Annotated in this window: 14 protein-coding genes; 6 read left to right on the top strand and 8 right to left on the bottom strand. The window is 44.6% G+C overall.

The window, feature by feature from the left end; genetic code table 11:
- The first annotated feature begins 151 nt into the window (after positions 1–151).
- Positions 152–334 carry a YjfB family protein gene (locus NSQ20_RS19300; RefSeq protein ID WP_036613510.1) on the top strand — a complete coding sequence of 61 codons (183 nt, stop codon included), beginning with the start codon at positions 152–154 and terminating at the stop codon, positions 332–334.
- Positions 335–478: 144 nt separating this feature from the next.
- On the opposite strand, the gene NSQ20_RS19295 is transcribed toward NSQ20_RS19300, so the two are convergent.
- The 5 genes from NSQ20_RS19295 to NSQ20_RS19275 form a co-directional block, all read right to left on the bottom strand.
- The gene (locus tag NSQ20_RS19295) at positions 479–1,216 is read right to left on the bottom strand and encodes an HAD family phosphatase (protein WP_340030616.1); all 738 of its coding nucleotides are present in this window, start codon (positions 1,214–1,216) and stop codon (positions 479–481) included.
- A 71-nt stretch (positions 1,217–1,287) separates the two neighbouring features.
- Positions 1,288–2,337, bottom strand: a complete 1,050-nt coding sequence (locus NSQ20_RS19290; protein WP_091020561.1) for an alcohol dehydrogenase catalytic domain-containing protein — start codon at positions 2,335–2,337, stop codon at positions 1,288–1,290.
- A gap of 201 nt (positions 2,338–2,538) precedes the next feature.
- Complete coding sequence (locus NSQ20_RS19285) at positions 2,539–3,777, bottom strand: aspartate aminotransferase family protein (RefSeq protein WP_339186863.1); 1,239 nt, start codon at positions 3,775–3,777, stop codon at positions 2,539–2,541.
- A gap of 89 nt (positions 3,778–3,866) precedes the next feature.
- On the bottom strand, positions 3,867–5,075 hold the full coding sequence (locus NSQ20_RS19280; protein ID WP_340030614.1) for an MFS transporter: 1,209 nt from the start codon (positions 5,073–5,075) through the stop codon (positions 3,867–3,869).
- A gap of 343 nt (positions 5,076–5,418) precedes the next feature.
- The gene (locus tag NSQ20_RS19275) at positions 5,419–6,051 is read right to left on the bottom strand and encodes a DUF1963 domain-containing protein (RefSeq protein ID WP_340030613.1); all 633 of its coding nucleotides are present in this window, start codon (positions 6,049–6,051) and stop codon (positions 5,419–5,421) included.
- 204 nt (positions 6,052–6,255) lie between these two features.
- Between NSQ20_RS19275 and NSQ20_RS19270 the strand changes: the two genes are divergently transcribed.
- A complete protein-coding gene (locus NSQ20_RS19270) occupies positions 6,256–6,957 on the top strand; it encodes a pseudouridine synthase (protein WP_340030612.1) in 702 nt (233 codons plus the stop codon).
- A 70-nt stretch (positions 6,958–7,027) separates the two neighbouring features.
- Here the strand turns inward: NSQ20_RS19270 and NSQ20_RS19265 are convergent, their stop codons facing one another.
- The 3 genes from NSQ20_RS19265 to NSQ20_RS19255 all read right to left on the bottom strand — a co-directional run bounded on the left by NSQ20_RS19265 (position 7,028) and on the right by NSQ20_RS19255 (position 10,155).
- Positions 7,028–7,966, bottom strand: coding sequence for a DMT family transporter (locus NSQ20_RS19265; RefSeq protein WP_340030611.1), 939 nt, complete (start codon positions 7,964–7,966; stop codon positions 7,028–7,030).
- A complete protein-coding gene (locus NSQ20_RS19260) occupies positions 7,963–8,814 on the bottom strand; it encodes an AraC family transcriptional regulator (protein WP_340017717.1) in 852 nt (283 codons plus the stop codon). The genes NSQ20_RS19265 and NSQ20_RS19260 overlap by 4 nt, the downstream gene beginning before the upstream one ends.
- A 225-nt stretch (positions 8,815–9,039) precedes the next feature.
- Positions 9,040–10,155 carry an NADH:flavin oxidoreductase gene (locus NSQ20_RS19255; protein ID WP_340017716.1) on the bottom strand — a complete coding sequence of 372 codons (1,116 nt, stop codon included), beginning with the start codon at positions 10,153–10,155 and terminating at the stop codon, positions 9,040–9,042.
- Positions 10,156–10,378: 223 nt separating this feature from the next.
- On the opposite strand from NSQ20_RS19255, the gene NSQ20_RS19250 reads away from it, so the two are divergent.
- The 4 genes from NSQ20_RS19250 to NSQ20_RS19235 all read left to right on the top strand — a co-directional run bounded on the left by NSQ20_RS19250 (position 10,379) and on the right by NSQ20_RS19235 (position 13,769).
- Complete coding sequence (locus NSQ20_RS19250; protein ID WP_340029148.1) at positions 10,379–10,960, top strand: TetR/AcrR family transcriptional regulator; 582 nt, start codon at positions 10,379–10,381, stop codon at positions 10,958–10,960.
- A gap of 54 nt (positions 10,961–11,014) precedes the next feature.
- Positions 11,015–11,314 (top strand): Dabb family protein, encoded by a 300-nt coding sequence (locus NSQ20_RS19245; RefSeq protein WP_076250139.1) that lies wholly within the window; start codon positions 11,015–11,017, stop codon positions 11,312–11,314.
- A 46-nt stretch (positions 11,315–11,360) separates the two neighbouring features.
- A complete protein-coding gene (locus NSQ20_RS19240; protein WP_340030610.1) occupies positions 11,361–12,140 on the top strand; it encodes an NRDE family protein in 780 nt (259 codons plus the stop codon).
- 312 nt (positions 12,141–12,452) lie between these two features.
- Positions 12,453–13,769 carry a nucleobase:cation symporter-2 family protein gene (locus NSQ20_RS19235; protein ID WP_340030609.1) on the top strand — a complete coding sequence of 439 codons (1,317 nt, stop codon included), beginning with the start codon at positions 12,453–12,455 and terminating at the stop codon, positions 13,767–13,769.
- The last annotated feature ends 13 nt before the right edge of the window (positions 13,770–13,782 follow it).

Here is a 13,782-nt window from a genome sequence, read left to right as displayed (position 1 = left end):
AACTATTGAAATTGCGAATGTTCATTCAACAGATCGTGGAAACGAAAGAATCCTCCGTATACATTTTGATCGACCTTTTAACAATTCCTCCCTTCTAACCGATATATAATAAGTACATCTATGTAATCAGAAAGTGAAAGGAGTGCAGAACATGGATATTGCAGCATTATCAATGGCGATGAGCCAAGCTTCAGTAGTGCAGTCGGCAAGCTTGCAAGTGATGTCGATTACAAAAGACATGGCACAACAGCAAGGCCAGCAGATGGCGGAAATGTTGAAGTCAATGCCTGCTCCTCATCCCAATCTGGGTAGAAGTCTCGATCTTTCGGTTTAGTTGAAATTACAGCATGTGTTCTTATGTAACTCCCATTGCAGCAAGCAAAACCCAAACAGCTCCAATTCAAATGAATTGAAGCCGTTTGGGTTGTTTTATTTTAAATACTCATTCCGAAATTATGATCTTTATATTACGAGCTTCTCAGTGAAACTTTGACAAGCTTGGCAATCTGCCTTCAAAGGGCAGTGTATTCTTCAATGTCCATAACTCATCGTAACTGGAAATATGAAGATCGGCTTTGGACAAGTCCTGATTGCCTGATCCCGGATTACGATATCCGATGCAGCGCATGCCTGCACTTTTGGCGGCCTGAACACCATTGCGCGAGTCCTCGATCACCAGACAATTCGAAGGGGACGCACCGATCATCTCAGCAGTGGTCAGGAAAATATCTGGTGCTGGCTTGCCACTCGCGACTTCCTCTCCGGTCATCCGTACCTCAAAGTATCGCCCAAGTCCGGTTTTGTCCATGATCAGATCGATCAGTGCACGTGGAGAGGAAGAAGCTACAGCTATGGGGATGTGCTGCTCATGCAGCCAACTTAACCAGCGTTCCACGGAAGGCATCGCCGTCAGATTCGGATGGGCAAGCATGGTTTGCATCACATTATGCTGATGATAAGTAAATATTTCTTCCAGCGTAGCTGTCAGCTGATGTTTGTCCAGTACTTGCTGCCACATGGATTCCAGCGTAACTCCAACATAGGTATGATGTTCTTCATCAGTCACCCTTGCTCCAAAATGGGAAAATGAGCTGCGCTCAATCTCAAAATAAATCGGTTCGCTGTCAATTAGTACACCATCCATGTCAAAAATGACCGCTTGAATGATGTCATCATTGGGGGCTCCCAGTCCGTTAGATTCTTTGTTTGCTGCCATGTTGTATTCCTCCTCCAGGATTGTGTATACATATATCTCTAATGTAGTCCTTTCATGGTTAACTTTCCACTTTAGAAACTGGAACCGCTGGATTGCAGCACAACTTTAATGGCATGTGAAGAGGCTTGAAGTGTGCGTCCCTGAATATCGCAGCCAAGTGTGCGGAATGCCTCTTCGTAATCCTCCAACGGGAAGGAGTGGGTGATGATTTTTTTTGCCGGAATAATCCCTTGTTCAATCATATAATGTGCGGTAGCAAATGTCCCCAGAGAATCGATGGAACCAATAATTTTCAGACTGCGGTCCACAACTTCCTTGGGATTGAATGATGTGTTTCCATCTCTCAGACCAACCAGCATCAGGTAACCGCCACTGGCGAGCTGGGAAAGCACTTGTGTGCCCACAACACCTGTTGTATCCACGATCATATCGACCTGATGGGTTGCGGGTGACAGCGATTCTATTGCATTTTCAAAGGATGAATGAACTTCCCAACGATCAGGTGCAATGGAACCGGCAATGGCTAAGCGTTCCTCAGAGATGTCGACCAGACAGCCGGTAACCCCTTTGGAAGCGAGCGCGTAGCTGTACAGAATGCCAATCGGGCCTGCGCCTAGGATAATTGTTCTGAAATTCGGCAGTAGATGAATCTGATTAATCCCCGTCAGCATACAGCTGAGCGGTTCCGTCAAAGTTGCTTCTTCATAGCTCACATGATCCTTCAATTTGTACAAAAAACGATCCTCGGTCACATAATAATCTGTAAATGTTCCGTCAGCACTCACACCTGTCTCGGTAACAGACTTGTGTGTGCAATGATTTTGTCTGCCTGTTCTGCACATGTCACACTGTCCGCAATAGTAGGTAGGATCGATCACAACACGGTCGCCCGGCTGTAATGTCGTTACCGCAGAGCCAACATCAATGACTTCCCCGGCAGACTCATGACCGAGAATGACAGAAGGAACCGCATGATATTTGCCGCTGACAATACCGAGATCGGTACCACACACACCTGTCGCCCGAATACGAACTAACACCTGATTATCTCTTGTAATTTCCGGGACAGGCCGTTCCTCAAGCGCCACATCCCAAGCCGATTTGTATACCAATGCAAGCATGATATAACCTCCTTATAGTAATAAAAATTGTATTTCAGATTACACGATAACGAAGAGAACAGAACAAACATGTAGAAGCGGAGCGTTCGCCTTTATCAACGAATTTTTCCCTTGAGAAAGGGAATCAAAAAAATCCGGGGATAACAGCGATCGAAAGGTTGTTCTGTTTGCGTAGTGTTCGAGTGTAATATGAATTACTCACTAATTAACGCTGGCGAGCACTGAATCCAGCCGCTCTACAATCTCAACCAGTTCGTCTTCAGTTGTGGTGAGGGAAGGCCGAACCTTAACAACGTTGCCAAATCCATATCTTGAACTTCTCAAGATTAGATGCTCATCTGTAAAAGCACGGTCAACAATGGCATTGGTTTTGAGTGTATCCGGTTCATTACCGTCACCTACAATCTCCAACCCCCACATTAACCCGACACCACGAGCTTCACCGATACTTGGGTATTTCATAGCCAATTCATGCAGCAACTCACCCAAAATTTCACCTTTGCGTTTCACCGCATCCAGAAACCCGGGTTCGGATACCACTTCCAAGGTGGATTTGGCAGCAGTTACGGAGATCAGATTGCTTCCTGAGGTGAAGGAATGTTCGTGCTTTTCGAGCACATTCAGCCGGGATTGCATTAATACCGCAGCAACAGGTACGCCGATCCCACCAAGACCTTTTGCAAGGGTAATCATATCAGGCTGGATATCAAACAGTTCGCTAGCGAACATGGTTCCGGTACGACCGATGCCTGTCTGTACTTCGTCGGCAATAAGAATAATATTGTACTCATCACACAGTTTACGCAGACGTTTGAAATATCCGGCGGGAGGGATGATATTGCCGCCATTCCCGAGAATAGGTTCGATAATCATGCAGGCAACTGAGCCAGAACTTGCATATTCTATCGCATCAGATATAGCTTCAACGCATTGATAGTCGCAGTCTCCATTTGAGGATTTGAATGGGCAGCGATAACAGTATGGGGCAGGTACATGGACAGCGTTAGCCACAGCCGAATTGGGGAAGCGTTTCCGCCGGAAGGCATTCCCCGAAATCCCGGTGGCAAATTGGGTCTGCCCATGATGGGACAGATACAGGCTGATGATGTCTGTTGATTCGGTATACTTCTGTGCAATTTTGGTTGCACATTCGTTGGCAGTTGAACCAGTGATATCCCGCATCCATCCGGCATTAATGTCGTTTGGAGCATATTCGATTAAGTGATCAAGTACTTCATTTACGTACGGTTCGGTGAAGGAGGAAGACATATGCGTCAGATTGCCGACTTGTTCCTGAATTTTGCTGACAACATGTGGGTGATTATAGCCCAGTGACAGATTGAATGTTCCCGACACGCCATCCAGGTATTCAACACCTGAATCGTCAATCAACTTAATCCCTTTTCCGGCTATGAAGCGGTTGTTGGTTAAAGTTTGCATACGATTTCCTCCAATATAATGGTGTACTAGCTCGAACGAAGCTCAACAATCCGGATGATGCGGGCATCACCTCCCTTAAGAAACGATGTTTACATTTCCTTGCTATGTTGTGCGAGAGCAGTACGTACTGCATTATTTTTTACAGTCCATAGATGAGAGACCATCAATGTGAGCAGCAAGATCAGACAGAATCCGGCCAAAATCCAGATCGTATTCACGACAGGCCCTGTACTCATACTCCATCCAGTCACATACTGCAAGATGGCACCTCCAATACCACCCGATGCGATCAGGATACTGGTTGTCCGCTCGGTCATACCGGGAATCAGAACATTTGCGTAGACTAGTGCGATACAGAACAGCCCTGACATGAACAGACCGGTTCCGAAGATCAGCACATACGTTGCCCACTGTCCAGTTACAAATACCATAGCGACAGTAAACAAAAGCGTGCCAACCGTGCTCCAGATCAGGAATGGCATATAGTTGACGGCTTCCGCTATTTTCCCGGAGAAAAGACGACCGATGATCATCGCAATCCACAGGATGGAGACACTCAGCGATGCGACAGATTCCTGAAGGTGCAATCGTTCTACGAGAATGGAGGGCAGGAAGTTCATCAATCCCAGTTCCAATCCCATGTAGATGAAAAAGAAGATGACGAAGATTGTGAGCAGACCCAGATGTTTTCTCGAATATTGGGCTTTACCTGCTGCATGTGCCACTGTATTCTCGCCAGCCTGTTCCAGATACAGTGCGGCTGGCCGGGGCATAGTGATCCACAGCAGCATGAGAACTAGTGACAACACGGCCACTGTATAAAAAGTAAGATGCCACAGATCTATCCAGATGAATAAAGCAGCGACAGCCGGGATGAGAAGTGCTCCAAGAGCAAAGAAGACATCCAGCTTGGACATGGCGACCGCCTTTTGATTCTCAGTGAATTCGATCGTGAATGCACCTACAGAGGGTTCGATGATACCTGAACCGAAACCTACGATAATCGTGAGAAGAAGAACTACAGACCAGGATGGCAAAAAACCGAGTAATATATAAGCAACTACAATACAGATTAGGGCAAGGGTCAGCATCGCTTTTCTTCCGATACGGGCCGTCAGGGCAGGAGCTACAATTACACCGACAAGAAATCCAAGAAACTGCAGAAATAACAAAAATCCGCCATCACTGTAACCGCGCTCATAATGTGACAATAAAACAGGGAGAAGTGCACCGAGCACAACGCTGGTTATGCCGATTAACAGATAAAAACCGCAGCTTAGAGCGAATATTCTCTTCAAAAGGCCGCCTCCTAGTTGGATATAAATTTTATATTATGTAATTAATGTTTATTTAATGTATAACTTATACCATAATTGTCCAAATGTACATGCTTTTTATTGTAAAATAATGTTAAATTTTGATGAAAAGAAATATTTCTTGTGCTAAGTTTTTTCTAAAACGATTTCGTGTCGAAAGAATAAATATGATCCAATCCATATGACCTTTTAACAGGGTTTGGCATCTGTATTGATCGAGAATAGTAAAACGTGCATATATAAAAAAACGTTCCCTGTCTGAGTAGACGGGAAACGTTCTGATTAGCCGTTTTATATGATGATACCTGACCTCAACGTATCACCATTAAGCAGTTTGCACAAAGAAAATTCCATCGAATGGTGCGTGCGCAGACGCGGGACCACTTCGCAAAAATAAATAACCGTTTGCATCGGGAAGACCCAATATATCCCGATAAGGCTCAGGAAAATCTCCGGAATATATTTGACACACCAGTTGATGTTCCTCTAGCAAATGGTCAATTCCTTTCACACCGTTTGGTAAAGTGGGAGAGAAAAATGAAAATGCAGGAAACGCCTGATCGTCTAACTCCATTTCAATCAAACGTACGCCGCTTAACGGAATGGGTGGAACGGGACATACGGAAGTGAGTGGATGCGAAGATACCGAGACATAAGTGCATCCGGCAACAATATTCTCGTGCCATTCCAGCTCATCTCCCGTATAGGTTACCTGATCCAGAAAGTATTCGGAAGCGGAGTAGGTCGAGAAGACCGAGATATATTTATCTTGTGGTAAAGAAGGGATATGGACCTGCTGTGAAAGTGTATTGCAATTGATGGAGAACAGATGTAATAAAGGCTGCCCCTCAGGGTTGAGTGGCCAGTCGGAAACGTATGCAGTTTCTCCACCAATCCACATGCCAGAGTCTTGGTTTGGATCATCGGGGTCAACTGTAAATCGAGTAACTTTGTACATGAGAAACTCCTTCCAGAGTGTAATTTGGCTTTCCTATGTAACGTTGTATGTGTTTTTATATAACCAATCATTGCTTCGTTTCAGTATAAATGAGATGATGTGGAATGAAAATCAGTACAAGGTACTAACTGATTGCACGAAGCGAATGAACGTACCAGCACTCTAAGCACCAGTGGCAATACTATAGATGAGAAGCGGTGACACATGTTAATTAACAAATACATAAGTGAAACGGGATTCTGCTCCCGCAGGGAAACGAACCGTTTAATTGCGGCCGGACGAATAACGATCAATGGCAGGGTATGTGAAAAAGGGGCGGAAGTTGAACCTCGTGATGTGGTACTTATTGATGGTAAGGAGATTCCTCGTAATGACAGCGAACCTGTCTACATTGCTTTGAACAAACCCATCGGTATTGTCTGCACAGCAGCAGAACATGTGAAGGGGAACATCATTCAATATATGAATTATCCTTCTCGCATATTTGCGATAGGCAGGCTGGATAAGGCATCTGAGGGGTTGATTTTGCTTACGAATGACGGAGGCATTGTGAACAAGATGATGCGTTCGGAGCATAATCATGATAAAGAATATGTAGTGACTGTAGACAAACCCATAACTGACGAATTCGTAAAGTCCATGTCTGATGGCGTTGAAATTCTGGACGTGGTGACCAAGCCCTGCGAAGTGTATAGGCAAAGTGACAATGTATTTCGTATTATTCTGACACAGGGTCTCAACCTGCAGATCCGCAGAATGTGCAAAGCCTTGGGGTACCGAGTCCTGAAGCTGGAGCGCGTGCGAATTATGAATATTACGCTGGATCAACTGGAGCGGGGACAATGGCGTCATCTGGAGCAAGAGGAACTGGAGATTCTGCTGTCTCAATTAAATGAGATAAAATGAATGACTTCTGCTCATGTCAACGGTGGTCACACACGATGTCCAGTTATATCAGTGAAAAATGAAGCAAACACTAACCCCTATGCGGATTAGTGTTTTTGTTGTTAAGCTTATGTCCTTTTTGCTCTGAAATGTAAGAGCCAAATAGGGTTAAGAACGCACCGAGTACAATTACCCAGGTTATCTGCTCTTGAAGAATCAGTGCAGATGACACAACAGTAATGACGGGCACCAGATAGATATATACGCTCGTTTTGATAGCTCCGAGAAGATTCACGGCCCGGTTCCAGGTCACGAAACACAACGCGGAGGCACCCAGACCGAGGTAGAGAATATTGGAGAGATTGGTCATGTTCGTGAAACGTCCGAGTTCCCAATGGAATTCAAACAGGAATAGAGCTGGTAGCATGAAGATCAGGCCATAGAAGAATACTTTGCGAGTCGCGCCAATGGTGTGATAACGAAGCTCGCCAATTTTCCGCATTAACACAGAGTAGATCGCCCATACCGCAGGTGCTATGAAAGCAAGCAGATCACCTATCGGATTCAGTTGCAGAATGAAGCTGCCGTTCAGTGCGATGAGTGTTATGCCGCTCAAGGCAATCCCGAATCCGATGATAAAGCGGCGAGTTAACTTCTCGCCATCTAAGAAGAAGTGTGCGAGCACGGCAGTGAAGAACGGGGCAATGGAGACAATAACACCCACGTTGGAAGCTGTTGTGTACACCAGAGCAATATTTTCAATAAGAAAATATAACGTCACCCCACATAGTCCTGCTCCAATAAATAACCATTCTTCTCTGAATGAGGCGATCCGCAGTGAACGTGGATAGATCAATAACAGTACCAAATACCCGATCAGGAAACGGAAAAATAGAATCTCCACTGGAGTAAAGTCAATCAGCAGAACTTTGGTCGAGACAAAGGTAGTTCCCCAGATCAGTATAGTAAACAAAGCGAGTAAATGTCCGGTAGAGGCTCTAGTGTTTTGATGATCAAGATGACTTGTCATACGATGTTAGTGGAGGTTCGTTTCAACTCCGAATCATGATTGAAGATACGTCTATATTGCTTAGGTGTCAGGCCGATCAGTTTTTTGAAAAAATTCGTGAAATGGCTCTGGTCACTGAATCCTGTCTGTGCGGCTACTTCAATCGGAAGCAGACCTTGTTCCAGCAGACGTTTGGCTTGATTAATGCGAATCGTCTCCAGATAACGGTAAGGTGATATTCCTTTCTGGCGGGTGAATAAACGCAGCAGGTGGTACTTGCTCATCTCCGTCAAATCGGCTAACTCGTTCAGCGAGATGCTCTCCATGTAATGAGCTTCTATGTAATCACATATGCGTCTGATCTCCAAGGTCACATCCTGTGTGGAAACAGGTGGTTCAGCATCCGAATAATCTCGCAGCAATTGATCCAGTAGTAAGAGTAACAATTCTTCTTTGCAAAAATCGGATTGCTCTTCCAGAATCATCTGATGCAGCTCGTGCAGGGAACCCACAAGTTCACTTTGGTAGAGAACGGGGGATGTAAACCGTGGCAAGTAAGCTTGTCCAGTAATCTCACTCGCATACTCTCGCATAACCTCAGGCTGGACATTGATACAGCGATAATCGAGGGTTCTTCCATCGACCTGTTCGCAGGCATGAGGATCATGTGGATTAAAGACAATCATATCTCCGCTATTCAGCATGTATTCTTCGTTGTTGCAGACGAGGTGTCGCTTGCCTTGTTCAATGAATCCAATGACGTAATAGTCATGAAAATGATTGGGAAACTTCTGCATAATGCCTTCAAATTGATAAGCTTCTAGCTGTAAGTCGGTATCAAATACTACAGTCCGGATTTCCCGTGTCATGATGCACCTTCTTTCTGGTAAGTTAAGATCATTATAGGTTGCAAAGAAGGAATTTTCTTGAACAATATTGCTATTGCTCGAAGTGTTTGATCGGACAGATATCTCTAAAAACAAAATACCCGCAATCCCGGAGGGAAAGCGAGCCCTTTGCTAAGTATAGTTGATTCATGAGTTCAAACCTATATATAGGGGAGAAAAAATCTCTGGAACAATAAGGTATTGTTCTTAGTGTAACGTAGCGAGTACTTCAGGTGTAAAAGCTTGAATCTCGGATACGCGTCCTTCACGTATTTTGGCAGCCCATGCCGGATCGCCAAGGAGTGCACGTCCCACAGCCACCAGATCAAATTCCTGTTGATCGAAACGCTTCATAAGCTCGCTCATACCTGGATGTGTTGTTTTATCTGCTCCTGCTTCAGGCTCATCTGGCATACCCACAGAACCGACGGTAATGGTGGTTTGACCACTTAGCTTTCGCACCCAGCCTGCAAATCCAAGCTCAGATCCTTCAAACTCGGGCTCCCAGAAGCGTCGTGTCGAGCAGTGGAAGATATCTACACCTGCGTCAACCAGCAAATGAAGGAATTGTTCCAGTTGTTCTTGGGTGTCGAACAGTCTGGCTTGATAATCATTCATCTTCCATTGGGAAATCCGCATCGCGATAGGGAAATCAGGACCTACCGCAGCACGAACTGCCATTACAACTTCAACCGCGAATTGAGTTCGTTTCTGTAGGTCACCGCCATAGCGGTCTGTTCTCCTATTCGTTGTTTTCCAGAAAAATTGATCGATCAGAAAACCGTGTGCACCGTGAAGCTCAATTCCGTCAAAACCAATGCTTTGTGCATTGGCTGCTGCATCTGCATAAGCTTGAATCACAGTTGCGATCTCTGCCTCCGTCATGGGCGCACCTACTTGAGTACCTTCCATATCAACTCCCGATGGACTAAGAGATTCAGCTTCTGGGTGAGGTTGAGATCCAGAAGGGCGGGTAATACCCAAGTGCAGAATTTGCGGGAAAATCTTGCCGCCAGCTTCATGGACTTGTTTGACTACTTCAGCCCAGCCGTGAAGAGCTGCTTCTCCATACATATGAGGGAGCCTAGGCTCACTTGATGCGGACGGATGCTCAATCGTTGCACCCTCTGTAATAATGAGTCCAACACCATGCTCGGCACGACGGCGATAATATGCAGCTACATCGGGACCTGGCACACCATCCGGGGAGAAGGCACGAGCCATGGGGGACATGACGATGCGCGAGGATAGGGTTAACTTTTGAACAGTGTATGGTTGGAACAGAAGCTCCGTAGAAATAACGTTATGTTGTTGATTACTCAAACTAAGCACCTCCATTATTATGCACCTTCAAGCGGGTACAAGTGCAATCTTAACAAGGTGTATAGGCATGCTCAACCAACAATCGAAGCATTTTGTTGCTTAAGCGAAAGACACGGATTATTGTATGGTGTCTTTGCACTTACTTTCACTTGTTGAACAATTAACACTTATCTATAATGAAGGAGTCTAACCAAATATTTTGTGTACAAAGGAGGATTGGGACATGTCTGGTGTATTGTCTCCAAACTCGAATGATCCGCGTGTAATCCGCACGCGTCAATTAATTCTTGATGCGTTTATAAACCAATTGAATATTAAAAATTTCAACAGCATTACGATTCAAAACATTACAGAACAAGCCACAATTAACAGGGCTACATTCTACGCCCATTTTCAGGATAAATATGCACTGCTTGAAGCCTTTTTAGCGGATGCTTTTATGGAATATGTGACGAAAAGAGTGGACCCGGATGCCCGGTTATCAGCCGAAACCATACAGCAGCTTATATTTTCATTATGTGATTATCACGTCTCAAGTAATGGTTGCATCAAAAAATATGAGACAGTTGCACCAATTATTGAAGAGAACATCAAGACTCAACTGGAGCAATTCCTTCTTGAATTATTGAGCAAAGTAGCGGGTGATGTAGATCCCAAAACGCTGAAAATTACGGCAACCACACTAAGTTGGTCGATCTATGGAATGACGTATCGATGGAATATTGAAGGCGGGCAGGAATCTCCGGCTGAATTAGCCAACAGAGTGGTCCCTTATATGATGGGTGGATTGGAATTGTTGAATTAACTTTATTTAACGAAATTGCATTAATATTCGGATGGATATGGGAGGAATAACAAGATGTTTGAACATTTGGTTGTTTTTAAATTTAACGATAAAACCACACTAGCTAAACAGCAGGAATGGGTGGATCAATTGCTCACGTTACAGGAACAAATCCCGGGGATTGTCGGGCTGACCGCAGGGATCAATGCAACGGAAGAAACGGATCGTATCCAAGGTTACACGATTGGATTGAGAGTGACGTTTGAAGATCAGGAGGCATTGCGCGCCTATGGTCCACATCCTGCTCATCAGGCATTTGTAGCTTCCCTCGATGGTTGGGTGGAAGATGTAATTGTAGTTGACTATGCTATATAAAGGCGCGAAATCAGAGGTTTAACGAATATAGGAGTTGAAGATTCCCATGTGTTTAATTTTATTTGCTTATAACATGCATCCAAAGTATCCGCTTATATTGGGATCAAATAGGGATGAATTCTATCACAGACCTACGGCTCAAGCACACTATTGGGAAGATCATCCTCATATATTGGCTGGCCGGGATTTGTCGAAAATGGGAACCTGGATGGGCGTAACCACAGAGGGGCGTCTGGCTGCTATCACGAATTATCGTGATCCGAATGAAGATGCACATGCCAAAGGCTCAAGAGGAGATCTGGTTGCTGATTTTTTAAAGGGAACGTCCACACCTGAGCAATATATGCAACATGCGGAGCAAAGTCAAAATGATTATCCTGGCTACAATTTGTTAGTGGGTGATCCTGACGACCTCTATTATTATTCTAATGTAGGTAATGTTGTGATGAAATTGGAACCGGGAATATACGGGATTAGTAATCACTTGATTAATACAGATTGGCCCAAGGTGAAACGTGGAAAAGAAGGGCTGGAGAAAATCATCCAAGGGGAGGACAAAGCTACCCTGACAGAACAAATATTAGGTTTGCTGCAAATGGCAGACCCTTCAGTGGATGAACTTCTGCCTCATACAGGTGTTCCATTGGAGTGGGAACGTTTGCTTTCTCCCATTTTCGTAAAAAGTGAAAAATTCGACTATGGGACCAGAGCTTCATCTGCTGTTCTGATGAACAGAGAAGAAGTGTTTTTTACGGAGAGGGTTCACCAGAACGGAGAGGTAATGGAGCAACGTTTTAACATCAAACCTCTTAACTCGACAAGCTGAGAATATGAAAGAAATGATGTTCAAACATTATGCATTTACATGAATCACTGAAGTTAAATCCAAAGTTCATGTTTCTTTTCTTCTGAGTTAAAGAGTATTTTCGTTTCTCTATGTCAACTAATATAACACGATATAAATGGTTTGAGAGTACCTTTTGTATAACACGCCCAATTTTAGTTGGGCTCTTTATCTCTTATCACAATTCTATGTTATGAATCATGGAACTTCCTTGAATAGTTTATATAATGTGAATCAACATAACATGATTTTGCAGCGGTTCTGTTGATTCTAATTTCAGGGGGGCAACGTGGGATGAAAGAAACCAAAAAGATGAGAGTTTTTTCACTGGGAATTCAGCACGTACTCGCGATGTATGCGGGAGCAATTCTGGTGCCTTTGCTTGTGGGCAGAGCACTAAATCTGACTGCAGAGCAGTTGGCGTATCTGGTATCCATTGACCTGTTAACGTGTGGAATTGCAACATGGCTTCAGGCGCGAAAAGGGAAGTATCTGGGTATAGGTTTGCCAGCGGTGCTCGGAAGCTCTTTTGTAGCGGTGACACCCATGATTGCGATTGGATCGCAATACGGAATTCCTGCCATATATGGGTCGATCATCGCAGCCGGGTTATTTATCGTCATCTTTGCCGTATTTTTCAGCAAAATCGTCAAATTGTTTCCGCCAGTTGTGATCGGTACAGTGGTAACCATCATCGGTCTTGCGCTAATCCCAACCGGCATTAAAAACATGGCGGGTGGAGCAAACAGCGAGAATTTCGGAAGTTTGGACAATTTGGCGCTTTCCTTTGGTGTATTACTGTTCATTCTAATCCTGAATCGATATGCTCGCGGTTTTGTAAAATCCCTGGCTGTTCTCCTTGGTATTATTGTGGGAACCCTCATCGCAGCCATCATGGGAAAAGTGAATTTTGCCTCTGTACAGGAAGCCTCCTGGTTCCATTTACCTCAACCCTTTTACTTTGGATGGCCTACCTTTGAAATCGGCCCAATCATTACAATGATTATTGTAGGTACGGTGGTTATCATCGAATCTACAGGTGTATTTATGGCTTTGAGCAAAATCTGTGATCAACCGATCAACGAAAAAGATCTGGCACGGGGATATCGTGCAGAAGGTCTCGCGTTTGTTCTGGGCGGCATCTTTAATGCTTTTCCATATAATACATTTGCTCAGAATGTCGGTTTGGTTCAGCTCTCCAAAGTGAAAACGACCAATGTTGTTGTTGCAGCCGGAGGTATTCTGGTCTTTCTGGGACTCATTCCGAAGGTAGCTGCTTTTGCAACCATTATTCCAAGTGCTGTCCTCGGAGGAGCGACTGTTGTCCTGTTTGGAATGGTCGTCTCATCCGGGATCAAACTGCTGCAAAACGTCGATTTTGGCAAACAATCCAATCTATTGATCGTGGCTTGCTCCGTTTCACTTGGCCTCGGTGTTACTGCTGTACCCGACCTGTTTGCCCAGCTTCCTCAAAGTATTCGGATTATTGTTAGCGATGGTATTATCACGGGAAGCCTGTCAGCGATCCTGCTTAATGTCTTCTTTAACCTCGCTTTGAAAAAAGAGAGCTTACCAGTACAGCCTGTACAGGCTCAAGAAGCACACACGTAATCCTTGTAATAAC

The sequence above is a fragment of the Paenibacillus sp. FSL K6-1122 genome, assembly GCF_037977015.1.
Lineage (GTDB): Bacteria > Bacillota > Bacilli > Paenibacillales > Paenibacillaceae > Paenibacillus > Paenibacillus amylolyticus.
This window is presented reverse-complemented; position numbering and strand designations above follow the sequence as displayed.

Coding starts and splice junctions, on each gene's coding strand:
- NSQ20_RS19240 (WP_340030610.1), top strand. CDS start 11,361: ATGTGTTTAATTTTATTTGCTTATAACATGCATCCAAAGTATCCGCTT.
- NSQ20_RS19275 (WP_340030613.1), bottom strand. CDS start 6,051: ATGTACAAAGTTACTCGATTTACAGTTGACCCCGATGATCCAAACCAA.
- NSQ20_RS19270 (WP_340030612.1), top strand. CDS start 6,256: ATGTTAATTAACAAATACATAAGTGAAACGGGATTCTGCTCCCGCAGG.
- NSQ20_RS19260 (WP_340017717.1), bottom strand. CDS start 8,814: ATGACACGGGAAATCCGGACTGTAGTATTTGATACCGACTTACAGCTA.
- NSQ20_RS19265 (WP_340030611.1), bottom strand. CDS start 7,966: ATGACAAGTCATCTTGATCATCAAAACACTAGAGCCTCTACCGGACAT.
- NSQ20_RS19250 (WP_340029148.1), top strand. CDS start 10,379: ATGTCTGGTGTATTGTCTCCAAACTCGAATGATCCGCGTGTAATCCGC.
- NSQ20_RS19290 (WP_091020561.1), bottom strand. CDS start 2,337: ATGCTTGCATTGGTATACAAATCGGCTTGGGATGTGGCGCTTGAGGAA.
- NSQ20_RS19245 (WP_076250139.1), top strand. CDS start 11,015: ATGTTTGAACATTTGGTTGTTTTTAAATTTAACGATAAAACCACACTA.
- NSQ20_RS19235 (WP_340030609.1), top strand. CDS start 12,453: ATGAAAGAAACCAAAAAGATGAGAGTTTTTTCACTGGGAATTCAGCAC.
- NSQ20_RS19295 (WP_340030616.1), bottom strand. CDS start 1,216: ATGGCAGCAAACAAAGAATCTAACGGACTGGGAGCCCCCAATGATGAC.
- NSQ20_RS19300 (WP_036613510.1), top strand. CDS start 152: ATGGATATTGCAGCATTATCAATGGCGATGAGCCAAGCTTCAGTAGTG.
- NSQ20_RS19285 (WP_339186863.1), bottom strand. CDS start 3,777: ATGCAAACTTTAACCAACAACCGCTTCATAGCCGGAAAAGGGATTAAG.